A 24,182-nucleotide genomic window follows, 5' to 3' on the forward strand; every position below is an offset into this window, starting at 1 on the left:
CCGCCCGCCGGGCTTCCCGGACTTCATGTCACGGACCCGGGTGCTGCGGCCGGGGCCGTGCACCGTGGACGGTCGGGCCTGGTCGGGTCACGCGCCCGTGACGGCCGTCGAGGTGACCTTCGACGGGGGTGCGACGTGGGTGCCGGCGACCCTGGACGAGCCCACCGGAAGCGCGTGGGCGTGGCGGCGGTGGCAGGTGTCCTGGCAGGCGACGGCGGGGCGGCACGTGCTGGGCGCCCGGGCGATCGACGCCTCCGGGCGGACCCAGCCGGTCGAGCAGCCGTGGAACCGGGGCGGGTTCGCGAACAACCTGGTGCAGCGGGTCGAGGTGGTCGTGCTGGCGGAGTGATCCGCCTCGGTCGGCGGGCCGGGCGGCGCGCCGACCCGGGTCAGCCGCCGAATCCGGAGTCTGCGGGAAGCGAGATGTCGGGCTTTTCGAGCTCTTCCACATTGACGTCCTTGAACGTCATTACCCGGACATTCTTGACGAACCGGGCGGGGCGGTACATGTCCCACACCCAGGCGTCGTGCATCTCGACCTCGAAGTAGACCTCGCCGTCCGAGTTGCGCACGTGCAGGTCGACCTGGTTCGCCAGGTAGAAGCGGCGCTCGGTCTCCACCACGTAGGAGAACTGGCGGACAATGTCGCGGTACTCCCGGTAGAGCTGCAGCTCCATCTCGGTCTCGTACTTCTCGAGATCTTCCGCGCTCATCGCACTCCGCCTTCCATGACCACATCTTCCCCCACCGGCGCTGGAGGTCGCGGCTGCTCGCCCAACGCCACGCCGACGGTACCCCCTGGCGCGCCGGAGCGCTCCATCGGCTCGTCCGGGCCACCGGCGAACGCCTCGTCGGGGACGCCGAACAGCGCCTCCTCGGGGCTGCCGGCGGCCGGCCGGCGCGAGCGGGGCGGCCGCCCGTCCCGTCCGGAGACGGTGGCCACGTTCACGTACGAGAAGCGGTGCTCCCGGCAGGGCCCCCGCTCGCGCAGCGCGGCGCTGTGCTCCGGGGTGATGTAGCCCTTGTGCTCGGCGAAGCCGTAGCCCGGGTACCGCTCGTCCAACTCCACCATCATCCGGTCCCGGGTGACCTTGGCCAGCACGCTCGCCGCCGCCACACAGGCGGCCACCCGGTCACCCTTCCAGACCGCCAGCCCGGGGACATCCAGCCCGTCCACGCCGAAGCCGTCGGTCAGCACGTATTCCGGACGGGTGCTCAGCGAGGCGAGCGCCCGGCGCATGGCGGCCAGGTTGCACACGTGCAGCCCTCGCGCGTCGACCTCGTCGGCGGGGATGACCACCACGGCGTACGCCAGGGCCCGCGCCACCACCTCGTCGTAGACCCGCTCCCGGGCCGCCGGGGTGAGCAGCTTGGAGTCGGCGAGCTCGTCGATCTCGCCGCGCCGCCCCTCGGGCAGCACCGCGGCGGCGGCCACCAGCGGCCCCGCGCAGGCGCCCCGGCCGGCCTCGTCGGCGCCGGCCACGTGCCGGAAGCCCCGCCGTTGCAGGGCCCGCTCCAGCGCGTAGAGGCCGCCGTCGCGGCGCACCACCGTGCGCGGCGGGGTCAGCACGGGCCACCTCCGGCGAGCGCCCGGGCGAGGCGGTCCGCCAGGTCCGGCGGGTAGTAGCGCTCGGCCGTCCCGGCCAGCTCGTCGACCGACCACCAGCGGTGGCCGTGCACGCTGGCCTGCTCGACGGCGTCGAAGCCCGCCGTGTCGACCTCCCAGCTCGGCACCCGGACCAGGAAGAACTCCTGATCCTGCCGGTACCAGACCCCGTCGAACGGGAACTCGACCGTCTCGGCCCAGACCGACGGGCCCAGCTCGGCCGGGGCGAGCCGCAGCCCGGTCTCCTCGGCCAGCTCGCGGGCCGCGCCCGCGGCCGGGGTCTCCCCCGGGTCGAGGCCGCCGCCGGGGGTGAACCAGTAGCGGTGGCCCGGCCGGGCCGGATCACTGCCCTGGAACAGCAGCACCCGGTCGGACGCGTCGACGAGCAGCACCCGGGCCGCGCGACGAGGGGTGTAGACGGTCACCGCACAAGCCTGCCAGACGCCTCCGACGAACGACCACGCCCTCCGGCTCCCGGAGGGCGGGCATCATCACGGAGCCGGGCCGACAAGTCAGGGATTGGGGACGCCGTCGAACTGCTCCGGCACGCTGAGCCAGGTCGCCCGGCCGACCGGCCAGAAGATCGTGAAGGCCCGCCCGACCACCTGGTCCTCGGGGATGGTGGCCTCGGTGATGTCCTCGCCGGACTGCTGCCAGTGCTCCAACGAGTCTCCGGAGGCTTCCCGGTGATCGCCCATCACCCAGAGCCGGCCCTTCGGCACCGTGATGTCGAAGTCCTGGTCGGCGGGCTTGTTGCCGGGGAAGATGAACGGCTCGTCGATCGCCTTGCCGTTGATGATCAGCCGTTCCTGGCCGCCGGTGCGGTCGCAGCAGACCACATGGTCGCCCCCGACCCCGATCACCCGCTTGATGAAGTCCTCGCCCTCCGGATTGCCACTCCACTCGGTGGGCGCCTTGAAGACGATCACCTCGCCCCGGTGCGGCGAGCGGAAGTCGTACACCAGCTTGTTGACCAGCACCCGATCGTCGATCTTGAGGGTGTTCTCCATGGACGGGGAGGGGATGAAGAAGGTCTGCAGCACGAAGGCACGAACCAGCACTGCGACCAGGATCGCCACACCCAGGAGGATGGGCAGCTCCTTCCAGAAAGAGCTGCGCGGCTTCTCGGTCTGCTCGTCAATCACGGGTGGAGCCTACGTTGCCGGTCGTGGCGCAGTCGCCCCGAACGCGCGAGAACGGAGAGCGCGGCCGTGACCGGGAGGATGAGGACGACGCCGCCCACCGGGTCGGGATCCACCGGGGCGGGCCGGGCCGGCGCGGCGTTGGGTCGCGGCAGGTCGGCGAAGGTCTCCGGGACCGGCAGGGTGGTCCACCGCTGGGACGGCCAGACGATCATGAAGGCCCGGCCGACCACGTTGTCGATCGGCACCGGACCCTGGCACCGGGCGTCCTGCGAGACCAGCCGGTGGTCACCCATCACGAAGATCTGCCCGGGCGGCACGACGATCTCGGTGAACTGCCGCGAGCGGCACTCCTTCGGGTTCGGCGGCAGCTCGACCGGCGAGTCCTCGGAGACGTATCCCTGCTCGTCCAGCGGCACGCCGTTGACCACGACGCGGCCCTTGTCGCAGCACCAGACCCGGTCGCCGGGCACGCCGATGACCCGCTTGATGAAGTCCTTCTCGCCGGGGCGGCTGATGCCGACCAGGTCACCGAGGGTGCGGCCCACCTTGCCGGCGAAGTTGGTCGGCGGCGCGGGGGCCTCCTGGGCGACCCACCTGTCGGTGCCCCGGAAGACCACCACCTCGCCGCGGACCGGGTCACGGACGTCGTAGACGACCTTGTTGACCAGCACCCGGTCGCCGATGAGCAGGGTGTTCTCCATCGACCCGGACGGGATGAAGAACGCCTGGAGCAGGAAGGTGCGGATCAGCACCGCGAGGCAGAAGGCCACGACGAGGAGCAGCGGCAGTTCCTGCCAGAGCGGCATCTGCCGGCGGGTGCGCCGGGCTCGCCGGCGCCACGGGTCGACGGTGCCGTCCTCGTCAAGCATCTGCACCATGCCACTCTCCGGTCCGCGGAAACGACACTACCGCCCGGGAGTCCCCTCGGAGACCCCACGGGCGGTAGTGGACCGCTTCGCGCCGTCCGGCTGCGCCCGTACCGAACAGGGTAATGCGATCCTGTCGATACGACATCCGCGCAGCTCGGGCGGCGTGGCGAACGAAAATTCAGCTCGCCGGCTGCTTCTCGCGCAGCTCCTTGATCTTGGCCTTCTTGCCCCGCAGCTCGCGCAGGTAGTAGAGCTTGGCGCGCCGCACGTCACCGCGGGTCACGACCTCGATCCGGTCGAGGGCCGGGCTGTTCAGCGGGTAGGTCCGCTCCACGCCCACACCGAAGCTGACCTTGCGGACCGAGAAGGTCTCGCGCAGACCGTCACCCTGGCGGCGGATGACGACGCCCTGGAAGATCTGGACCCGGGACCGGTTGCCCTCGACAACCCGCGCGTGCACCTTGACGGTGTCACCGGCGCGGAAGTCGGGCAGGTCAACGCGCTTCGACTGGGCGTCAAGGGCGTCCAGGATGTTCATCGCTGCGTCCTCGTGAGGCTCACGGCGCACCGTCAGTCGATGCGCGGATGGGTGATTCTGACCCCCGGGTGGTGGCCGGCGACGCCGACCCCGGTCGAGGGTCCTCGCAGCCGCCCACGGCGTGGACGGTTGCGGCAACCCCTCTACTTTGCCACATCCCCCGGCCGCGGCTGAAATCCACCCCGGTCCAGCGCCGCCCGGTCCCGCTTGTCCAGGCTCTCCGGGGGCAGCGCGGCGATCATGTCCGGGCGCCGGGACGCCGTCCGCAGCAGCGCCTCGTCGCGCCGCCAGCGGGCGATCCTGCCGTGGTCGCCGGAGCGCAGCACCTCGGGCACCTCGTGCCCGCGCCAGTTCGCCGGCTTGGTGTACATGGGGGCTTCCAGCAGCCCGTGGGCGTGCGACTCCTCGTCCAGCGAGCCGGCGTTGCCGAGCACCCCGGGCAGCAGCCGGGTGACCGCCTCCAGGATGACCAGCACGGCCACCTCGCCACCGAAGAGCACGTAGTCACCGAGGGAGACCTCGGTCACCCGCATCCGGCCGGCCGCGTCGTCGAGCACCCGCTGGTCGATGCCCTCGTAACGGCCGCAGGCGAAGAGCAGGTGCGACTCGGCGGCCAGCTCGTGCGCCATGGCCTGGGTGAACGGCACGCCGGCCGGCGACGGGACGAGCAGCCGGGGCAGGGTGTGCCCGTCCGGGCTCAGCTCGTGGGGGGCCAGGGCGTCGAGGGCCTCGCCCCACGGCTCCGGCCGCATCACCATGCCGGGGCCGCCGCCGTAGGGGGTGTCGTCGACCGTGCGGTGCACGTCGTGGGTCCAGGTCCGCAGATCGTGTACGGCCAGCCGCAGGGTGCCGCTCGCCCGCGCCTTGCCGATCAGCGAGAGGTCCAGCGGGGCGAAGTACTCGGGGAAGATCGACACGATGTCGACGCGCATGAGGGGTGGCTCTCCAGTCAGAGGTCGAGCAGCCCGGCGGGCAGGTCCACCACCACTCGGCCGCCCGGCAGGTCGACCTCGGGCACCATCGCCTTGACGAACGGGATGAGCGCGCTCCGCCCGTCGGGGCGGCGCAGCACCAGCAGGTCGGAGGCGGGGGCGTGGTCGATCCGGGCCACCTCGCCCAGCCGCTCGCCGGCCGGGGTCACCACGGCCAGGCCGACCAGCTGGTGGTCGAGGAACTCCTCCGGGTCCTCGGGCGCGGCGACGTCGGCGCTGTCCACGCCGAGCAGGGTGCCGCGCAGCGCCTCGGCGACGTCGCGGTCCAGCACGCCTTCGAAGGCGACCAGCAGCCGCCCCTGGTGCCAGCGGGCCGACTCGATGGTCAGCTTGTCCGGCACCCGGTAGGCCCCGGGCGCCGGAGGCGCGACCGCGCCGGGGTCGGTGACGAGCACGCGGTCCTGGGACTCAGCCCGGCGCGAAGCGTGCTTCGGGCTCATCGGTCCGCACCTCCACGGTGACCTCACCGCGGATGCCGTGCGGCTTGCCGATCCGGCCGACGATGAGAAGCATCAGTACGAGTCGACGATGTCGACGCGCACCCCGCGCCCACCGATGGAGCCGATCACCTGGCGCAGCGCCTTGGCGGTCCGGCCGGACCGCCCGATCACCGTGCCGAGGTCCTCCGGGTGCACGCGGACCTCGAGCCGCTTGCCCCGACGGGAGTCGACCATGCGCACCCGGACGTCGTCCGGGTGGTCGACGATCCCCTTGACCAGGTGCTCCAGGGCGGGACGCAGTGCCATGTCAGGCCTGCTCGCCGGACTCGGCACCGGTCTGCTCCTCGGCCTTCGGCGCCTCGGCCTCGGCAGCCGGGGCCTGGGCCTTGGCGGCCTTCTTGGCCGGCGCCGGGGTCTCCGCCACGCCGGCGGCGGCCTTCGCCTCGGCCTCGTACGCCGCCTTGCGGTCGGCCCGCTCCGGGGCGACCTTCAGCGGCGGCGGGGCCGGCAGGCCCTTGAACTTCTGCCAGTCACCGGTCAGCTCCAGCAGGCGCTGCACGGCCTCGCTCGGCTGCGCGCCGACCGACAGCCAGTACTGGACCCGCTCCGACTTGACCTCGATCACCGAAGGGTCTTCCTTCGGCTGGTACACACCGACGAACTCGATCGCGCGACCGTCACGCTTGGTGCGCGAGTCGGCGACGACGATGCGGTACTGCGGGTTGCGGATCTTGCCCATCCGCAGGAGCCGGATCTTTACGGCCACAGTTGTTTCGCTCCTGATGCGATCTCACCGGCCCGGTGCGGGCCGTGTTGGCGGGTGAGCGCCGACCGGCACAGTGGGGTTTGGGCCGGAGACTGCTCGGTTAACTGGCGACGCGCCCGGGTTAGAGGGCGCCGGACGCGCGCCGGATACCAGCGACCCATTCTGCCATGTCCGGCCCCGATCTCTCACACCGGACCCGGACAGGCCACCCGGGTCGCCCGCGACGGTGACGAACGACACCCGGTCAGCGCACCGGCGGGCGGTCCCAGCCGGGCGGCAGTTCGTCCGGTACGTCCCAGTCGGCGGGCGGGGTGAAGTCGCACCAGGTGCCGTCGAAGGGGAACTCGCCGGCCTCGGCGATCCGGATCACCCGCTCCCCCTCGGCCCGGACCGCCTTCTCGTCGGTGACCCAGTAGTGCTCCGGGAAGGCGAGCCGCTCGAGGAACTCGCCCTCGTCCTTCCACTCCCAGCTCAGGTCGGGGTGGACCACCACGTCGAGGTCCTGGTCGACCATGTCGACCCCGGCCACCGTGCCGTCGTCCCAGCGGACGCCGGGCTCCTCCAGGTTGACGTACCAGTTCTGGAAGCGACCGTGCGCGTCCCGGAACCACCAGACCGAGTGGGCGGCGCCGGTGGGCAGGAACTTCAGCACCGGCGGCCCGCTCCAGCGCCCCCGGGCCAGCCGGTAGGTGGAGGTGACCCACTCGGCGAAGGGCATCGCCCGCATGCCCAGCCCCGCCTCGGTCACCTCGTGCGCCACCGGCGTGTTCCGGGCCACCCAGAGCAGCAGGCCCCGGTCGTCGTCGCACACCACGCGGGCCGGCCGGACCCAGCCGATCCGGCCGTGCCGCACGTTCCGGTGCATGATCAGCCGGCCCGGCGTGAACCGGCCGGCCGGGCCGCCCGGCCGCACCTCAGTAGGCGCGGGCCAGGACGGCGACGAGGTCGGGCTCGTCCTCGGAGTCCGGCACCGAGCCGTCGGCCCGCAGCAGGCACCGGACGGTGACGCCCTGGCCGTTCGCCTCGGCCTCGCCCTGGACGCCGACCGCCGACCACGGCACCTTGGCCCAGCCGGTGGCGGCCGCCTCGATCGCCTCGGCCAGCGTGCCGACCTCGACGGTGCGGGACTGCCGGAACGCCAGCGCCTGGTCGTGCAGCGCCTGCTGGTCCGCATCCAGCGCGGCGAGCACCGCGCCCACCACGTCGGCGACCGCGACCGGCGCCTTCGAGCCGTCCGTACGCCGGACCACGACCGCGTTGCCGGCGGCCAGGTCCCGGGGGCCGACCTCGACGCGCACCGGGTAGCCGCGCAGCTCGGCGTCGACGGCGCGGCGGCCGAACGCGGTGTCGGTCCGGTCGTCCAGCGCGACCCGGACCCCGGCGTCGCGCAGCGCGTCGCGCAGCTTGGCCGCCGCCTCGCCCACGCCCTCGCCGTCCTTGACGATCATCACGTACGCCTGGATGGGCGCCAGCCTCGGCGGCACCCGCAGCCCGTTGTCGTCGCCGTGGCACATGATCAGGCCGCCGAGCATCCGGGTCGAGGTGCCCCAGGAGGTGGTCCACGCGTGCTCCCGGCCGCCCTCGGCCGAGGAGTAGCTGATGTCGAACGCCTTGGCGAAGTTCTGGCCCAGCTCGTGGCTGGTGCCCAGCTGGAGCGCCTTGCCGTCGCCCATCATGCCTTCGCAGGTATAGGTGGCGGTGGCACCGGCGAAGCGCTCGCGGGCCGTCTTGAGGCCGACCACCACCGGGATGCCGAGCACGTTGACCATGAGGTCCTCGTACGCCTCGTGCAGGATCCGGCGGGCGTAGGCCCGGGCGTCCTCGCGGGTCGCGTGCGCGGTGTGCCCCTCCTGCCACAGGAACTCGCTGGTGCGCAGGAAGATCCGGGGGCGCAGCTCCCAGCGGACCACGTTCGCCCACTGGTTGAGCAGCAGCGGCAGGTCCCGGTAGGAGTCGATCCACTTGGCCATGAACTCGCCGATCACCGTCTCGCTGGTGGGGCGCACCACCACCGGCTCGGCGAGCTGCTTGCCACCGCCGTGGGTGACCACGGCCAGCTCCGGCGAGAAGCCCTCGACGTGCTCCGCCTCGCGCTTGAGGTAGCTCTCCGGGATGAACAGCGGGAAGTACGCGTTCTCCGCGCCGGCCGCCTTGATCCGGGCGTCCATCTCGGCCTGCATCCGCTCCCAGATGGCGTAGCCGGCCGGTCGGATGACCATGGTGCCCCGCACCGGGCCGTTGTCGGCCAGCTTCGCCTTGGCGATCAGGTCCTGGTACCAGCGGGGAAAGTCCTCCGCACGGGGAGTGAGCACGCGTGCCATGACCGCACATCCTATGCGCCGGGCGGGCCGCCGCTGCGCCCGGGAGTCGGCGCACGCCGTGTCGCGCCGCCCGACCGTAGACTTCGACAGCGATGGGTGAGCTTCCGAACGACGGCGCCGGGCCGCCGCGCGGCGTGCCGGAGTCCAAACAACGGCTGCGGGACGCGATCGTGGACGCCGCCCGCGCGCAGGCGATCGCCGCCGGCTGGGACGGCGTGCGGATGGGCGGGGTGGCGCAGGCCGCCGGGGTGAGCCGGCAGACCGTCTACAACGAGTTCGGCAGCAAGGCCGGCCTGGCCGAGGCGCTCGCCCGGCGCGAGGTGGACCGGTTCGTCGGCGAGGTCCGCGCGGCCCTGGCGGCGCACGGCCCCGACGTGCGGCCGGCGGCGTACGCGGCCATCCGGCACACCCTCGCCGCGGCCGCGGACAACCCCCTGGTCAAGGCGATCCTGACCAGCGCCCGGGGCGGCTCCGACGAGCTGCTGCCCTACCTGACCACCCGGTCGGAGCTGGTGCTCGCCGAGTCGTCCGCGGCCCTGCTGGAGTGGGCCGGCCAACACCTGCCCGAGGGCGACCCGGCGGCCCTGGCCTTCGCCGCCGACACCGTCGTCCGCCTGGTGGTCAGCCACATCGTGCTCCCCCAGGCGCCGGTGGACGAGACCGCCGACCAACTGTCCGACCTGGCCGTGCACCTCTTCCACGCCGCCGCCACCCGGCCAGCGGGTTGATCAGGAAGTTCGCGTCAGGAAACGCCCGTCCGCTGACGCAAACTTCTTGATCAACCGGGGGGAGCGCAGGCGGTCAGCGCAGGACGCGGCCGCGCAGGATGATGCGGGACGGGGTGCGGACCACCCGCAGGTCGCGGCGGGGGTCCTCGGGGTAGACGGTCAGGTCGGCCAGGCCGCCCTCGACCAGGCCGGGGAAGCCGAGCCACTCCCGGGCCCGCCAGGAGGCGGCCGCCAGCACGTCCTCGGCGGACATGCCGGCCTGCTCGTGCAGGAGCAGCATCTCCTCGGCGGCCAGCCCGTGGTCGATGCCGCCACCCGCGTCGGTGCCCACGTAGATCGGCACCCCCGCCTCGTGCGCGGCGCGGACCACCCCGGGGAAGCGGTCACGCAGGGCGAGCATGTGGTCGGCGTACCCGGGGAACTTCGCGCGGGCCTGCTCGGCGATGTGGCCGAAGGTCCGGATGTTGATCATGGTGGGCACCAGCGCGGTGCCCTGCCGGGCCATCAGGTCGATCAGGTCGAGGCTCAGCCCGGTGCCGTGCTCCACCGAGTCCACCCCCGCCCGCACCATGATCTCCACGGCCGACTCGGAGAAGGTGTGCACGGCCGCGCGTGCCCCGGCGTCGTGCGCGGCGGCGACCGCCGCGGTCAGGGTGTCGGCGTCCCAGGCCGGCGCGAGGTCGCCCACGCCGCGGTCGATCCAGTCGCCGACCAGCTTGACCCAGCCGTTGCCGGCGGCGGCCTGCGCGGCGACCGTCGCGGCCACCTCCGCCGCGCCGACCTCCACCCCGATGTCGCGCAGGTAGCGCTTCGGCGGCGCGACGTGCCGGCCGGCGCGGGCCAGTCGCGGCAGGTCCGGCTCGTCGTCGAGTTCGGGGTACGGGTACGGCGAGCCGGCGTCGCGGATGGCCAGCACCCCGGCGTCCCGGTCGGTGCGGGCCAGCTCGCGGGCCTGGTCGAGGGAGGTGATCGGGGCGCCGCCGCGGGCGATGCCGATGTGGCAGTGGGCGTCGGTCAGGCCGGGCAGGACGAAGCCGCCCTCCACGACCGTCTCGGCGCCGGTCACCGGTTCGAAGGTGACCCGGTCGTCGACGAGCCAGATGTCCCGGACCTCGTCGTCGGGCAGGAGCACACCGCGCACATGCAGAGCCATGTGCACAGTCCTACCGGATCACGTCCGCGAACGTGTGACGAGCCCGCCCCGGTACGCCGACGGCCCCGCCCCCAGGGGTGGGGACGGGGCCGTCGGCAGGTGGGTCAGCGCGGGCCCTTGTCACCGCCCTTGCCGAGCTTGTTGAAGTCGATCTTCGGGAGCTTGAAGCCCGGCGGCAGGCCCTGGCCGCCGGCCAGGTCGCCCGGGTCGAGGCCCGGCGGGAGCTGCGGCATGCCGCCCGGGAAGCCGCCCGGCACCCCGGCGCCGGTGCGCGGCCGCCCGCCGCCCTTCGTGCCCTTGCGCTTGTTCTTCGGCGACTTGGTCGCCTTGCGCCGGCCCCCACCGGGGAGGCCCATCATGCCGCCCATCTGCTTCATCATCTTCTGCGCGTCGGCGAAGCGGTTGAGCAGCTGGTTGACGTCCATGACGGTGACCCCGGAGCCGCTCGCGATGCGGGCCCGCCGGGAGCCGTTGATGATCTTCGGGGTGGTGCGCTCGGCCGGGGTCATCGACCGGATGATCGCGGTGACCCGGTCGAAGTGCTTGTCGTCCAGCTCGGCGAGCTGGTCCTTCATCTGCCCCATGCCGGGCATCATGGCCAGCACGTTGGCGATCGGGCCCATCCGGCGGACCGCGATGAGCTGGTCGAGGAAGTCCTCCAGGGTGAACTGCTCGCCGCCCATCAGCTTGGCGGTCATCTTCTCCTTCTGATCGGCGTCGAAGGCCTGCTCGGCCTGCTCGATCAGAGTGAGGACGTCGCCCATGCCGAGGATCCGGCTGGCCATCCGGTCGGGGTGGAAGACGTCGAAGTCCTCCAGCTTCTCGCCGGTGGAGGCGAACAGGATCGGCTGCCCGGTGACCTCCCGGACCGACAGCGCGGCGCCACCGCGGGCGTCGCCGTCGAGCTTGGAGAGGACCACGCCGGTGATGCCGACGCCGTCGCGGAACGCCTCGGCGGTGCGGACCGCGTCCTGGCCGACCATCGCGTCGATGACGAAGATGACCTCGTCGGGCTGGACCGCGTCGCGGATGTCCGCGGCCTGCTGCATCATCTCGGCGTCGATGCCGAGCCGGCCGGCGGTGTCGACGATGACGATGTCCCGGGCGGCCCGCTTGGCGTGCTCGATCGAGTCGCGCGCGACCTGCACGGGGTTGCCGACGCCGTTGCCCGGCTCCGGGGCGTACACCTCGACGCCGGCCCGGCCACCGAGCACCTGGAGCTGCCCGACGGCGTTGGGGCGCTGGAGGTCGGCGGCGACCAGCAGCGGCTGGTGGCCCTGGGCCTTGAGCCAGCGGGCCAGCTTGCCGGCGAGGGTGGTCTTGCCGGAACCCTGGAGACCGGCCAGCATGATCACGGTCGGCGGGTGCTTGGCGAACTGGAGCCGCCGCCCCTCGCCACCGAGGACGTTGATCAGCTCCTCGTTGACGATCTTGATGATCTGCTGGGCCGGGTTGAGCGCCTCGGAGACCTCGGCGCTGCGCGCCCGCTCCTTGACGTTCGCGATGAAGCCCTTGACCACCGGCAGGGCGACGTCGGCCTCCAGCAGCGCCATGCGGATCTCGCGCGCGGTGGCGTCGATGTCGGCGTCGGTGAGCCGACCCTTGCCGCGGAGCTTGGTGAAGATCCCGGACAGGCGGTCACTCAAGGTGTCAAACACGCGAACATCCCGTTTGTCGGTTTGGCGAGCACAGTCGGCCGGCACGCACACGTCCGGCTACCCGCAAGGGTAACGGTCCCGCCTCCGCACTGCTTCCCGCCGGCCCGACCCCCGCCGGGAGATCACCACGGCCCCGGGCTGCCGGTCCATCACGACGCGACCAGCCCCGACTGGTACGCGAAGACCACGAGCTGGGCCCGGTCCCGGGCGCCCAGCTTGACCATGGCCCGGCTCACGTGGGTCCGCGCCGTGGCCGGGCTGACCACCAGCCGCTCGGCGATCTCGACGTTGCTCAGCCCCTCCCCGACCAGACCCACCACCTCGCGTTCCCGGTCGGTGAGGGCGCCGAGCCGGGGGTGCGGGCGGGGCACCCGGGCCGGCCGGGTGGCGAACTCCCGCACCACCCGCCGGGTCACCGACGGGGACAGCAGCGCCTCCCCCTCGGCGACCAGGCGGATGGCCCGCAGCAGCTCGGCCGGGCGGGTGTCCTTGGTGAGGAAGCCGCTGGCGCCGTGCCGGAGCGCGTCGAAGACGTACTCGTCCAGCTCGAAGGTGGTCAGCACGACCACCCGGGTGCCGGCCAGCGCGGGGTCGGCGACGATCCGGCGGGTCGCCTCGATGCCGTCGACGCCGGGCATCCGCACGTCCATGAGCACCACGTCGGGGCGTTCCCGGCGGGCCGCCTCGACCGCGGCCAGCCCGTCGGCGGCCTCGCCGACAACGGTGAGGTCGTCCTCGCTCTCCACGAGGGCGCGCAGCCCGATCCGGACCAGGTCCTGGTCGTCGGCGAGCAGCACCCGGATCATGTGACCTCCTCCAGAGGCAGTGTGGCGGACACGCGGAAGCCGCCGGCGGAGGCGGGGCCGGCGGCGAACGAACCGCCCAGCGCGGTGACCCGCTCCCGCATGCCGGCCAGCCCGTACCCGCCGGGCCGGCCCGCCGGGGCGGCCGCGCCGCGGCCGGTGTCGGTGACCTCCACGGCCACCTCGGTGGGCGCGTACTGCAGGCGGACCGTGGCGGTGGCCGGGCCGGCGTGCCGCAGCACGTTGGTCAGCGCCTCCTGCACCACCCGGTACGCGGCCAGGTCCACCGCGACCGGGAGCGGGCGCGGCGCACCCGCCACCTCGACGGCGACCGGGAGCCCGGCGCCGGCCAGCCGCTCGCGCAACTGCGGGAGCTGGGCCAGCCCGGGCGCGGGGGCGCGCTCGTCGGCGGCCTCGTCGCGGCGGACCACGGTCAGCGTCACCCGCAACTCGTCGAGCGCCTCCTTGCTGGTCCGGCTGATCGCGGTGAGCGCCGCCTCGGCCTGCTCGGGCTTGCGGGCCAGCAGGTGCAGGGCGATCTCGGCCTGGAGGTGGATGGCGGCGAGCCCGTGCCCGACCACGTCGTGCACCTCCCGCGCCACCCGCAGCCGCTCGGCGTCGGCCAGCCGGCGCGCCTCGTCGGTGCGGCTGCGCGCCGCGTTCTCCCGGCCCAGCCGCACGGTGACCCCCACGGCGAAGGGCACCACCACCCAGGCGGCGGCCGGCATGACCCCGACCAGGCCGGGCGGGCGCACCCCGACGAAGACGTGCGTGAGCAGCACGAGCAGCGCCACGCCGTTGGCCACCGCCGCGTCCCGCACCGGCCGGAACGCGGCCACCGTGTAGACCGCGACGAAGAACGACAGCAGGATCGGGCCGTACGGGAAGCCGAGCACCAGGTACGCGGTGCTCGCCGCGGTGACCACGGCCAGGGTGGCCACCGGCCAGCGCCGGCGGACGGCCACCGCGAGCGCGGCCACCACGACCAGCGGGTAGGCGGCCGGCCCGGCCTCCACGCCCTGGTTGAGGCCGGCCGGCGCGGTGCCGGCCAGCCCGATCGCCAGCAGGGCCAGGGCGACGAGGCCGTCCAGGAGCCGCCGGCCCCGGTCGCCACGCTCGCGGTCCACGTGCCCTCCCCCGCCCCGCCTCAGCCGATGTCCCGCCGGCGCAGCAGCACCGCGCCGACCGCCGCGAACCCGACCAGGTACGCGGCCACCACCACGGCCGCCTGCCCGCCGCCGACGGTGGCCGCCACCCCGGGGGTGTCCCCGGGCGCGCCGAGCGCGGCGGCCAGCGAACCGGCGTTCGGCCCGGGCAGCCCCTCCTGCGCCGTCGCCACCCAGTCGACAAGCGGCGCGGCGATCGCGGCGAGCAGGTTCTGCACCGCGAGCATCCACACCAGGCCCAGCCCGACCGGGAGCGCCACGGCGCGCAGCGCGACGGCGAGCACGGCACCGAGCATGGCCCACATCGTCGCGATGAGCCACCCCGCCCCGACCCCGGCGAGCAGGCCGCCGGCCGACGGCCAGGTCACCGGCTGCGCCTCGGCGGACGCGATGAGCACGCTGGCCACCGCGCCGACCACGAACACCGCCAGCACCACGGCCAGCGCGGCGGCGGCCAGGGCGAGCAGCTTGCCGGCGTACACCTCCAGCCGGGTCGGGCCCTGGGTGAGCACGGTCTTCCAGGTGCCCCAGCCGTACTCGCCGCCGACGGTGAGCACGCCGAGGATCAGCAGGATCGCGCCGAGGAAGACCGGCAGGCCGCCGAGGGAGTTCCCGACCAGCTGGTCCGGGAGCAGCGCGGGCAGCCCCCGGTCGGTGTTCGGCCCGTCGGTGCCGCCCGCGACGCCGGCGTACGGGAAGACGTAGGTGAAGATCAGCGAGAGCACCAGCGTGATGGCCAGCAGCAGCCAGGTGGCCGGCCGCCGGACCAGCTTGACGGTCTCGGCGCGGAAGCTACGCGACATCGGCCGTTCCCTTCTCCACGAGGTCGAAGAAGACCTGTTCCAGGTCCCGTTCCCGGGGGCGCAGCTCGCGCACGGCGAGCCCGGCCCCGACCAGTTCGGCGTTCAGCCAGGCGGCCCGGTCCGGGTCGACGGCCAGCTCCAGCCCGCCGTCGACCACCCGGACCCGCTCGGCGCCGACCAGTTCCCGCGCCCGTTCGGCCGCGTCGTCCAGCGGCTCGGCGAGCAGCCGCAGCCCGGCCGCCCCGCGCAGCTCGGCGACGCTGCCCTCGGCGACCAGCCGGCCCCGGGCGATCACCCCGACCCGGTCGCAGACCTGCTCGACCTCGCCGAGCAGGTGGCTGGAGACCAGCACCGTGCAGCCGGCCGCGCCGAGCCGGCGGATGAGGGTGCGCATGTCCGCCATGCCGGCCGGGTCGAGGCCGTTGGTCGGCTCGTCCAGGATCAGCAGGCGGGGGTCCTTCAGCAGGGCGGCGGCCACCCCGAGCCGCTGCTTCATGCCCAACGAGTAGCCGGCGTAGCGGTCGCCGGCCCGGTCGGCGAGGTCGACCAGGTCGAGCACGAGCGCGACCCGGTCGGCGCCGACCCCGGCGTAGCGGGCCAGCACCCGCAGGTTGTCCCGGCCGGAGAGGTACGGGTAGAAGGCCGGCCCCTCGATGAGCGCGCCGACCCCGGTGAGCCGGCCGGCGGCGGGCGGGCGGCCGAGCAGCCGGACCGTGCCGGCGGTCGGGCGGACCAGACCGAGCAGCATGCGCAGGGTGGTGGTCTTGCCGGCGCCGTTGGGGCCGAGGAAGCCGTACACCTCGCCGGCCCGGACGGTGAGCTGGAGGTCCTGCACGGCGGTCAGGCCGCCGTACCGTTTGGTGAGCCCTTCGGTCTGCACTGGCAGGTTCATGCCACCGAGCGTCCCGCCGCGCGGCCCCCGGCACGTCGTCCCGGCGGCGGCTTCCGGCCTACGTCCGGTGACGTAGTCAGACGGCGGCGAGCACCGCGGCCTCGATCCGGGCCCGGTCGGCGTCGGACGGCCAGCCGCCCACCAGGTAGAACGCGTCCACCACGTCGCCGCCGAGGGTGGAGATCCGGGCGGCCCGAACCTGGGCGCCGGCCTCGTCGAGGGCACAGGTGACCCGGTAGAGCAGCCCGGCCGCGTCGGCGGCGCGCAGCTCCAGCAGCACCGCGTCGGTGGCCGCCTCGCGGTGCCAGACCACCCGGGGCGCGGCGCCCCGGCCGCGCGCGGCCAGGGCCCGGCCGCGCAGCCGCTGGGTGACCGAGACGTCGCCGCCGACCGCGCGGCGCAGGTCGGCGCGGAGCGCGATCGGGTCGGGGGCCAGCCCGTAGCGTGGCTGCACCCGGCACTGCACCAGGGCCCGGCCGTCGACCGTGGCGGCGTCCGCGGAGATCACGTCCAGCCGGTGCAGGGCCAGGCAGCCGGCCACCGTGGCGAGCAGCCCCCGCCGGTCGGCCGCGGCCACCGACACCCGGTCCTCCCCGAGGTGTACGACGGGCAGCGGCCCGGCGACCAGCGCCGGGTCGGGGGCCGGCGGGGCGGGCACCACGCCGGTGTCCAGGGCGGTGCGCACCCGGGCGACGAGTTCGGCGACCAGCCGCCCCTTCCAGTCGGACCAGGCGGCCGGCCCGGTGGCCGCGGCGTCGGCCCGGACCAGGCCGTGCAGCAGGTCCAGGGTGGTGGTGTCGCCGACCCGCTCGGCGACACCGGCGACGGTCTTCGGGTCGGAGAGGTCCCGCCGGGTGGCCACGTCGGGCAGCAGCAGGTGCAGCCGGACCAGCTTGGCGATCAGCGCCGCCTCGTCCTCGGGCAGCCCGACCCGGGTGGCCACCGCCTCCGCCAGGGGCGCGCCCACGGTGCTGTGGTCGCCCGGCAGTCCCTTGCCGATGTCGTGCAGGAACGCGCCGAGCAGCAGCAGGTCGGGGCGTTCCACGTCGCGGGTGTGCCGGCTCGCCTCGTACGCGGCCTGGACCAGGTGCCGGTCGAGGGTGAACCGGTGCACCGGGTTGTGCTGGGGCAGGCTGCGCAGCCGGGTCCACTCGGGCAGCCAGCCGTCGATCAGGCCGTACCGGTCGCAGGTCTCCCACGCGGGTACCAGGCCGGGACCGGCCCCGAGCAGGGTGATCAGCGCGGCCCGGGCGGCCGGCGGCCAGGGCGCGGGCAGCGGCGGGCAGTACGCGGCCAGCCACTCGCAGGTGGCCCGGGCGATGGGCAGTCGGGTCGTGGCCGCGGCGGCGGCGACCCGCAGCGACAGGCTCGGGTCGGGGCGGGCGCCGATGGCGGCGCGGGCGAGCACCAGCTCGCCGTCCTGCTCGACCACGTCCCGGGCGACCGGGCGGCGCAGCGGCCGGCCGCCGGCGGTCCGGTGCCGGCCGGCCCGGAGCCGGTCGGCGGCCCGCCAGGCGTCGTCGAGGGCGTGGCTGACGGTCCGGGCGTCCCCGGCCACCCGGCGCAGCAGCGCGTCGCCGTCACCGACCGGCACGGCCTCGGCGTCCGCGTCCCCGCTGAGGGACGCGCGCAGCCCGAGCAGGGCGGCGACGCCGTCGCGTTCCTGGGCGACGAGCCGGTCGACCCGGCGGCCGACCTGCTGGTGCAGGGCGTCGCGGGTGTCGAGGAGCCGCCGGTGGGCGGCGTGCACGGCGGGGCGCAGCGCGTCGGTCACCCCCGCGGTGGCGATGGCCCGGAGGATGCCGGCGTCGCGCAGCCCGCCGGCGGCCTCCTTGAGGTCGCCTTCGAGGAGGAAGGCCAGCTCACCGTGGGCCTCCCACCGGGCCGCGGTGATCTCCCGCAGGCCCGGGAGCTGCCGGACGGCGGTGCGCCGCCAGTGGTCGGCCGCCGTGCGGACGAGCTGGTCGGCCAGGGCCGGGTCGCCCGCCACGTGGCGGGCGTCGAGCAGCCCGAGGGCGACCTTGACGTCGTCCTGGGCCACCGAGAGCGCCTCGGGGACGGTCCGCACCGAGTGGTCCAGCCGCAGGCCGGCGTCCCAGATCGGATACCAGAGCGAGGCGGCGAGCTCGTCGATGCCGGGCACCCCCGCGTGCAGCAGCACCAGGTCGAGGTCGCCGTAGGGCGCGCACTGCCGCCGCCCCAGCCCGCCGACCGCGACCAGGGCGACCCCCGCCCGCACGGGGAAGATGCCGCGCAGCCAGGCGTCCAGGGCGTCGGCCCGGGCCGCCCGGGCCGACGCGCCGATCCCCCCGGGTACGCCGACGACCTCGTTGACCACGAGCTGGCCGTCCCCGGTGGGGCCGGTCGTCGTGGTCAACGAGGTCATGTCGTCGGCTCCGGTGTCAGAGGGCGTCGAGCCCGCGCTCGCCGGTACGGACCCGGACGACCTCCTCGACACCGGTCACCCAGACCTTCCCGTCGCCGATCTTGCCGGTCCGGGCGGCCCCCACGATGGCGTCGACGATCTTGTCGACGTCCATCTCGTCGGTGAGCACCTCGACCCGGATCTTGGGCAGGAACTCGACCGTGTACTCGGCACCCCGGTAGACCTCGGTGTGCCCCTTCTGCCGGCCGTAGCCCTGGACCTCGCTGACGGTCAGGCCGGCCACGCCGAGGGCGTGCAGGGCCTCCTTCACCGCGTCCAGCTGGTACGGCTTGATGACCGCGGTCACCAGCTTCATGTCCAACCCCTCCATCCCAGGAACGTTAACCGGCGACCTTCTCGCTGACCGGCTCGGCGGGCTCCTCCGCCGGGTCGGTGGGTTCCGGGGCCGGCCTGGTCGCGCCGATCCCGGCCATCGCGAACGCGCCCCCGCTGCCGCCCGTGGTGGGCGACAGATCGTAGGCGCTCTCCGCGTGCTCGGCGACGTCGATGCCCTCGACCTCGGCCTCGGCGGAGATCCGGAACCCGATCGTCTTGTCGATCACGAAGCCGAGGGCGTACGCGACGACGAAGGAGTAGACCGTGACGATCAGCGCGCCCAGCGCCTGCTTGCCCAGCAGGGTGGCGTCACCGCCGACCAGCAGGCCGTCGCTGGCGACAAGCGAGCTGACCGAGGCGGTGCCGAACAGGCCGATCCACAGGCAGCCGATCCACCCGCCGACGAAGTGCACGCCGACCACGTCGAGGGAGTCGTCGTAGCCGAGCCGGTACTTCAGGCCCACGGCCAGGGCGCAGACCGCACCGGCGACCAGACCCAGCAGCACCGCCGCGGCCGGGGTGATGAAGGCGCACGCCGGAGTGATGGCGACCAGGCCGGCCACCGCACCCGAGGAAGCGCCCACCAGGGTCGGCCTGCCGTCGCGCACCCACTCCACCACGATCCAGCCGAGCAGCGCGGCGGCGGTGGCGACCTGGGTGTTCATGAAGGCCAGCGCGGTGACCCCGTCGGCGGTCAGCTCGGAACCGGCGTTGAAGCCGAACCAGCCGAACCAGAGCAGACCGGCGCCGAGTGCGACCAGCGGGATGTTGTGCGGCTTGGTGCTCTCCCGGGGCCAGCCGACCCGCTTCCCGAGGACCAGCACGAGGGCGAGCGCCGCGGCGCCGGCGTTGATGTGCACCGCCGTGCCACCGGCGAAGTCGAGGGCGCCGATGTCGCCGCCGATCAGGCCGCCGCCCCAGACCATGTGGGCGACCGGGAAGTAGACCAGGGTGGCCCAGCCGGCCGCGAACACCAGCCAGCCGGCGAACTTCGTCCGGTCGGACAGCGCCCCGCTGATCAGCGCGACGGTGATGACGGCGAACATCATCTGGAAGGCGATGAAGACGTAGAGCGGGATACCGGTCTCGCCCCACAGGTCGCTCTCACCGACGAACGTCTTGGTGCCCAGGTACTGGCCCAGGTCACCGATGAACTTGCCGCCCTCCCCGAAGGCGACGGTGAAGCCGTAGAAAAGCCACAGGATGCTGACGAGCCCGATGGACGAGAAGCTCATCATCATCATGTTCAGCATGCCCTTGGAACGGTTCAGCCCGCCGTAGAACAGGGCCAGACCGGGCGTCATGAGCAGCACGAGCGCAGTCGAAACAAGCAGCCAGGCAGTGTTCCCGGTATCGATCTCCACGCTGCCTCCTCTCGGTGTCGTAGTCCTCCCTCCGACTGAGACCTGGCAGCATCGCCCGTCAGCCGGTTGCGCGGAAGCTTGCTCGGCGGCTGTTTCCTTCACCGACACCGCTCGATTTCCGACGCGTGACGGGTTGTTTCCGGCGTGTGAAGAACGACGATCATGCCCGGGGAAAACGGGAAGAGTGGTCGTTCCGACGCGGAACCGGCCACTCTTCCTCGCCACGCGGTCAGCGCAGGGCGTACTCCAGGTCAGCGCAGGGCGTACTCCAGGGCGTGCCGCTCGTAGTCGAGCAGCCGCAGGTCGCGCATGGGCCGGCGCAGGTGGCCCTTGTGCACGATCCGGACGAACGCCGGCTCCCCCGCGGCGGCCATCCGCCGGATGCCCTCCACGTGGTCGACGATCCGCTTGCGGATGGTCCGGATCAGCCGGTGCCGGTCCCGCGGGATCAGCCCGTACGCGTCGGCGAAGAGGCGCAGCCGGCGCGGCCGGTCCGGGTGCTTCCAGCCGAGGGTGATCGAGTCCCGGTCGGAGAAGATCGGCACCCAGGTCCAGGCCGCGTACGCCACGTCGTAGATCCGGGCGCCCGGCGAGGCCAGGTCGAAGTCGATCAGGCCGAGGGTGCCGTCGGGCCGCCAGATCACGTTGTGCGGGGCGGCGTCGTGGTGGCAGATCACCTCGGTGTCCGGCGGGGGCGGGCCGAACGAGCGCCAGACCGCACCGGGCGGCGGGGTGAAGCCGTACTGGGCGTCGTGGAACATCCGCAGCATGGTCGCCACGGTGACCAGGGCCTCGTCGGTGACCCAGTGCGGGGCGAGGGGGTACTCCCCGCACTCCCCCTCCAGGTACGACAGGACCTCGCGGTTGCGCTCGTCCATGCCGAGGGCGCGGGGCGCGCCGGTGAAGCCCACGTACTCCAGGTGGCGCAGCAGCGCGTGCACCGAGGGGGTCCACGGGCCCGCGTTGCGCCGGACCGTGTCGCCCACCCGGACGACGGTGCTCACGTTCCCGCCGTGCAGCGGGATCTCCTGCGAAGTCACGTACGGTCTCCCGAGGCGCGGCGACGGGTGGCTGGGGTCGCGCCACCCCGCGTAGGCGCGATCGTCAGTCGTCACGTCGAGGCTACGCGTCCCGGGCGAGCGGCTCATTGCCGAGCAGCGCGTCGACGAACTGCGCGGGGTCGAACGGGGCCAGGTCGTCGGGGCCCTCGCCGAGGCCGACCAGCTTCACCGGGATGCCCAGCTTGCGCTGCACGGCGATCACGATGCCGCCCTTGGCGGTCCCGTCGAGCTTGGTCAGCACCACACCGGTCACGTTGACCACCTCGGTGAAGACCCGGGCCTGCTCCAGGCCGTTCTGCCCGGTGGTGGCGTCGAGCACCAGCAGGGTCTCGTCGATCGGGCCGTGCTTCTCCACGACCCGCTTGACCTTGCCCAGCTCGTCCATGAGGCCGACCTTGTTCTGGAGCCGGCCGGCGGTGTCCACCAGCACGGTGTCGACCGCCGTGTCGATGCCCCGCTTGACCGCGTCGAAGGCGACGCTGGCCGGGTCGGCGGCCTCGGGGCCGCGGACGGTCTCCGCGCCCACCCGGCCGCCCCAGGTCTCCAGCTGGTCGGCGGCGGCGGCCCGGAAGGTGTCGGCCGCGCCGAGCAGCACGGTCCGGCCGTCCGCGATGAGCACCCGGGCGATCTTGCCGCAGGTGGTGGTCTTGCCGGCGCCGTTGACCCCGACCACCAGCAGCACCGCCGGGACGCCCTCCTTGGGTGCGGTCCTCAGCGACCGGTCCAGGGTGGGGTCGAGCGCGTTGACCAGTTCGGCGGCGAGCAGCGTGCGCAGCTCGTCGACCGACCGGGTGCCGAGCACCCGGGTCTGCTCGCGCAGCCGGTCGACGATCTCGCGGGTGGAGTCGATGCCGACGTCGGCGGTGATCAGGCTGTCCTCGATCTCCTCCCAGGTGTCCTCGTCGAGGCGGTCCCGGCTGAGCAGGCCGAGCAGGCCCTTGCCGAAGACGTTCTGCGAGCGGGACAGCCGGGAGCGCAGCCGGACCAGCCGGCCGGCGGTGGGCTCGGGGACCTCGATGGTGGGCAGCGGCGGCGCCTCGACCACGGGCGGCGGCTCGACCAGCACGCCGGTGCGCAGGTCCGACTCCGCCGCTTCGACCGGCGGCCCGGCCAGGTCCTCCTCGGCCCTGGTGTCGACCTCCGTCTCCGGCAGCGGCGGCTCGGGGCGCCGGCGCAGCCGGGGCACCACGAGGCTGAGGCCGCCGAGGATCAGCGCCACGAGCAGGGCGAGTGCGACGAGGAGGTATTCCTTCATGCCCGAAATCCTGTCAGATGCCGGCGACGGCGTCCCACTCACCGCCTCGGCACGTGAACAAGCTGCGGGTACGCTCGCGGCTGGAAGGCGTGCCGCAACCGCCGGCCGGGTAGGAAAGGGCTAATGATCTTCGTCGGAGGTGCGCCGTGACCGGTCCCCGTCTGCTCATCGGCCCGCTGCTGCGCCGGGTCGTGGGCACGCGCGCCACCGTCTGGGTGGAGACCAGCGCCCCCGCGGTGGTCACCGTCCGCACGGCCGGCGGGGCCACCGGCAGCGCGCCCACCTTCTCGGCGTACGACCACCACTACGCGATCGTGGTGGTGTCGGGGCTGGCCCCGGACAGCAGCACCACCTACGAGGTGCTCATCGACGACGAGGTGGCCTGGCCGGTGCCGGAGAGCGGCTTCCCGGCCAGCGTGATCCGGACCCGGGCGGAGGACGACCTGGACCAGCCGGTGAACCTGCTCTTCGGCTCCTGCCGGGAGACCACCCAGCACGCCACGGCCCGCCGGCTGCCCCCGGACGCGCTGGACGCGTACGCCCGGCGGCAGATCGCCGCCCCCGACCCGGCCTCGCTGCCCGACCTGCTGGTGCTCCTCGGCGACCAGGTCTACGCCGACGAGACCTCGCCGACCGTGCGCCGACTGCTCAAGCGGCGGCGCCGCCGCCCGAAGGGCGCCCCGGCCACCCAGGTGGTCAGCTTCGACGAGTACACGAAGCTCTACCTGGAGTCCTGGCGGGACCCGGAGATCCGCTGGCTGCTCTCCACCGTACCGAGCGTGATGATCTTCGACGACCACGAGGTCATCGACGACTGGAACACCTCGGCGTCCTGGCGGGCGGACATGCGCACCCAGCCCTGGTGGGCGGAGCGGATCCGCAGCGGCCTGGCCTCCTACTGGGTCTACCAGCACCTGGGCAACCTGGCCCCGGACGAGATCGCCGCCGACCCCGTGTACGCCAAGGTGATGGCCGCCGAGGACGCCACCGGCGTGCTGCACGAGTTCGGCGAGCGGGTCGACCAGGAGGCCGACGTCGCGCACGACACCGAGCGCTGGCGGGCCGTGCAGTACCAGTGGAGCTACGCGCTGGACCTGGGGCGGACCCGCCTGGTCATGCTGGACAACCGCTCCAGCCGGGTGCTCGACTCCGGCAACCGGGCCATGCTGCCGCCCGGCGAGTGGTCCTGGTTCCTGGACCGGGCGCACGGCGTCTACGACCACCTGGTGGTCGGCGCCTCGCTGCCCTGGCTGCTCCCGCTCGGCATCCATCACGTCGAGTCCTGGAACGAGAAGCTGGCCGACTCCCGCCGGCCGTGGGTCGCGAAGCTGGCGGAGCAGATGCGGCGGGCCTGGGACCTGGAGCACTGGGCCTCGTTCCGGCGCTCCTTCGAGGCGCTGGGCGAACTGTTCGCCCGGCTGGGCAGCGGCACGGCGCCGCGCGAGGGGGCGCGGGTCGGCGCCGGCCCGGCGTACTCGCGGCCGGCCTCGATCAGCGTGCTCTCCGGGGACGTGCACCACTCGTACGTGGCCCGGGCCCGGTTCGCCGACCGGGGCGTACGCACCCCGGTGCACCAGCTCACCTGCTCGCCGATCCACAACCAGGTGCCGGCCGGGATGCGCCCGCTCATGAAGCTGGGCTGGAACCCGGGGCCGGCCGGCGCGGCCCGGGCGCTGGCCCGCTCGGCCGGGGTGCGCCGCCCGCTGGTGCGGTGGAAGAAGCTGGCCGGACCCTACTTCGGCAACGCGGTGGCCACGCTGACCCACGAGGGCCGGACGGCCGACGTGGTGATCGAGGGCACCACGAGCGACGGGCACCTCCGCACGGTGGCGCGGCAGCGGCTCAGCGACGGGGTGTGAGT

Annotated in this window: 24 protein-coding genes and 2 pseudogenes; 3 read left to right on the forward strand and 23 right to left on the reverse strand. The window is 73.7% G+C overall.

The window, feature by feature from the left end:
* The first annotated feature begins 25 nt into the window (after positions 1-25).
* Positions 26-349 carry a hypothetical protein gene (locus NLX85_RS04490; protein ID WP_254333636.1) on the forward strand — a complete coding sequence of 108 codons (324 nt, stop codon included), beginning with the start codon at positions 26-28 and terminating at the stop codon, positions 347-349.
* Positions 350-389: 40 nt separating this feature from the next.
* Here NLX85_RS04490 and NLX85_RS04495 read toward each other — a convergent pair whose 3' ends face one another.
* The 12 genes and pseudogenes from NLX85_RS04495 to proS form a co-directional block, all read right to left on the reverse strand.
* Positions 390-713 carry a DUF2469 domain-containing protein gene (locus NLX85_RS04495; protein WP_007075222.1) on the reverse strand — a complete coding sequence of 108 codons (324 nt, stop codon included), beginning with the start codon at positions 711-713 and terminating at the stop codon, positions 390-392.
* Positions 710-1,570 (reverse strand): ribonuclease HII, encoded by an 861-nt coding sequence (locus NLX85_RS04500; protein ID WP_254331763.1) that lies wholly within the window; start codon positions 1,568-1,570, stop codon positions 710-712. The genes NLX85_RS04495 and NLX85_RS04500 overlap by 4 nt, the downstream gene beginning before the upstream one ends.
* The gene (locus tag NLX85_RS04505) at positions 1,564-2,031 is read right to left on the reverse strand and encodes an NUDIX hydrolase (protein WP_254331764.1); all 468 of its coding nucleotides are present in this window, start codon (positions 2,029-2,031) and stop codon (positions 1,564-1,566) included. The genes NLX85_RS04500 and NLX85_RS04505 overlap by 7 nt, the downstream gene beginning before the upstream one ends.
* 87 nt (positions 2,032-2,118) lie before the next feature.
* The gene (gene lepB, locus NLX85_RS04510; RefSeq protein WP_254331765.1) at positions 2,119-2,751 is read right to left on the reverse strand and encodes a signal peptidase I; all 633 of its coding nucleotides are present in this window, start codon (positions 2,749-2,751) and stop codon (positions 2,119-2,121) included.
* Positions 2,752-2,760: 9 nt separating this feature from the next.
* Positions 2,761-3,629: pseudogene (lepB, locus tag NLX85_RS04515) on the reverse strand (signal peptidase I).
* Between the two features lie 169 nt (positions 3,630-3,798).
* A complete protein-coding gene (gene rplS / locus NLX85_RS04520) occupies positions 3,799-4,158 on the reverse strand; it encodes a 50S ribosomal protein L19 (protein ID WP_107077631.1) in 360 nt (119 codons plus the stop codon).
* Positions 4,159-4,301: 143 nt separating this feature from the next.
* A complete protein-coding gene (gene trmD, locus NLX85_RS04525; protein WP_254331767.1) occupies positions 4,302-5,090 on the reverse strand; it encodes a tRNA (guanosine(37)-N1)-methyltransferase TrmD in 789 nt (262 codons plus the stop codon).
* 17 nt (positions 5,091-5,107) lie between these two features.
* Positions 5,108-5,663: pseudogene (rimM, locus tag NLX85_RS04530) on the reverse strand (ribosome maturation factor RimM).
* Positions 5,663-5,923: an RNA-binding protein gene (locus tag NLX85_RS04535; protein ID WP_030500803.1), complete on the reverse strand. Its 261-nt coding sequence runs from the start codon at positions 5,921-5,923 to the stop codon at positions 5,663-5,665. Before NLX85_RS04535 ends, rimM begins: the two are co-directional and overlap by 1 nt.
* Positions 5,898-6,356 (reverse strand): 30S ribosomal protein S16, encoded by a 459-nt coding sequence (gene rpsP / locus NLX85_RS04540; RefSeq protein ID WP_091312409.1) that lies wholly within the window; start codon positions 6,354-6,356, stop codon positions 5,898-5,900. The genes NLX85_RS04535 and rpsP overlap by 26 nt, the downstream gene beginning before the upstream one ends.
* A 244-nt stretch (positions 6,357-6,600) precedes the next feature.
* On the reverse strand, positions 6,601-7,221 hold the full coding sequence (locus NLX85_RS04545; protein ID WP_254331768.1) for a DUF402 domain-containing protein: 621 nt from the start codon (positions 7,219-7,221) through the stop codon (positions 6,601-6,603).
* 49 nt (positions 7,222-7,270) lie between these two features.
* Positions 7,271-8,677 (reverse strand): proline--tRNA ligase, encoded by a 1,407-nt coding sequence (gene proS, locus NLX85_RS04550; RefSeq protein WP_254331769.1) that lies wholly within the window; start codon positions 8,675-8,677, stop codon positions 7,271-7,273.
* A gap of 92 nt (positions 8,678-8,769) precedes the next feature.
* Between proS and NLX85_RS04555 the strand changes: the two genes are divergently transcribed.
* Complete coding sequence (locus tag NLX85_RS04555) at positions 8,770-9,405, forward strand: TetR family transcriptional regulator (protein WP_254331770.1); 636 nt, start codon at positions 8,770-8,772, stop codon at positions 9,403-9,405.
* A 73-nt stretch (positions 9,406-9,478) separates the two neighbouring features.
* Here NLX85_RS04555 and NLX85_RS04560 read toward each other — a convergent pair whose 3' ends face one another.
* From NLX85_RS04560 to ftsY, 11 genes are all read right to left on the reverse strand, one after another.
* Positions 9,479-10,558 (reverse strand): amidohydrolase family protein, encoded by a 1,080-nt coding sequence (locus NLX85_RS04560; protein WP_254331771.1) that lies wholly within the window; start codon positions 10,556-10,558, stop codon positions 9,479-9,481.
* Between the two features lie 104 nt (positions 10,559-10,662).
* Positions 10,663-12,216: a signal recognition particle protein gene (gene ffh, locus NLX85_RS04565; RefSeq protein ID WP_254331772.1), complete on the reverse strand. Its 1,554-nt coding sequence runs from the start codon at positions 12,214-12,216 to the stop codon at positions 10,663-10,665.
* Between the two features lie 149 nt (positions 12,217-12,365).
* On the reverse strand, positions 12,366-13,022 hold the full coding sequence (locus tag NLX85_RS04570) for a response regulator transcription factor (protein ID WP_254331773.1): 657 nt from the start codon (positions 13,020-13,022) through the stop codon (positions 12,366-12,368).
* Complete coding sequence (locus tag NLX85_RS04575) at positions 13,019-14,146, reverse strand: sensor histidine kinase (protein ID WP_254331774.1); 1,128 nt, start codon at positions 14,144-14,146, stop codon at positions 13,019-13,021. The genes NLX85_RS04570 and NLX85_RS04575 overlap by 4 nt, the downstream gene beginning before the upstream one ends.
* Before the next feature lie 20 nt (positions 14,147-14,166).
* Positions 14,167-14,988, reverse strand: coding sequence for an ABC transporter permease subunit (locus tag NLX85_RS04580; protein WP_254331775.1), 822 nt, complete (start codon positions 14,986-14,988; stop codon positions 14,167-14,169).
* On the reverse strand, positions 14,978-15,880 hold the full coding sequence (locus tag NLX85_RS04585; protein ID WP_254331776.1) for an ABC transporter ATP-binding protein: 903 nt from the start codon (positions 15,878-15,880) through the stop codon (positions 14,978-14,980). Before NLX85_RS04585 ends, NLX85_RS04580 begins: the two co-directional genes overlap by 11 nt.
* A 76-nt stretch (positions 15,881-15,956) precedes the next feature.
* Complete coding sequence (locus NLX85_RS04590; protein WP_254331777.1) at positions 15,957-18,266, reverse strand: [protein-PII] uridylyltransferase; 2,310 nt, start codon at positions 18,264-18,266, stop codon at positions 15,957-15,959.
* A 16-nt stretch (positions 18,267-18,282) separates the two neighbouring features.
* Positions 18,283-18,621: a P-II family nitrogen regulator gene (locus NLX85_RS04595; RefSeq protein WP_013284578.1), complete on the reverse strand. Its 339-nt coding sequence runs from the start codon at positions 18,619-18,621 to the stop codon at positions 18,283-18,285.
* A 25-nt stretch (positions 18,622-18,646) separates the two neighbouring features.
* Entirely contained in the window at positions 18,647-20,005 is a 1,359-nt protein-coding gene (locus NLX85_RS04600) for an ammonium transporter (protein WP_308210663.1), read from the reverse strand.
* 251 nt (positions 20,006-20,256) lie between these two features.
* Positions 20,257-21,153: an aminoglycoside phosphotransferase family protein gene (locus NLX85_RS04605; protein ID WP_187399608.1), complete on the reverse strand. Its 897-nt coding sequence runs from the start codon at positions 21,151-21,153 to the stop codon at positions 20,257-20,259.
* A complete protein-coding gene (gene ftsY, locus NLX85_RS04610; RefSeq protein WP_254331778.1) occupies positions 21,128-22,321 on the reverse strand; it encodes a signal recognition particle-docking protein FtsY in 1,194 nt (397 codons plus the stop codon). The genes NLX85_RS04605 and ftsY overlap by 26 nt, the downstream gene beginning before the upstream one ends.
* Positions 22,322-22,467: 146 nt before the next feature.
* Between ftsY and NLX85_RS04615 the strand changes: the two genes are divergently transcribed.
* The gene (locus tag NLX85_RS04615; protein ID WP_254331779.1) at positions 22,468-24,180 is read left to right on the forward strand and encodes an alkaline phosphatase D family protein; all 1,713 of its coding nucleotides are present in this window, start codon (positions 22,468-22,470) and stop codon (positions 24,178-24,180) included.
* Positions 24,181-24,182: the final 2 nt, after the last annotated feature.

The organism is Micromonospora sp. A3M-1-15 (genome assembly GCF_024213425.1).
Taxonomy (GTDB): Bacteria; Actinomycetota; Actinomycetes; order Mycobacteriales; family Micromonosporaceae; genus Micromonospora; species Micromonospora chersina.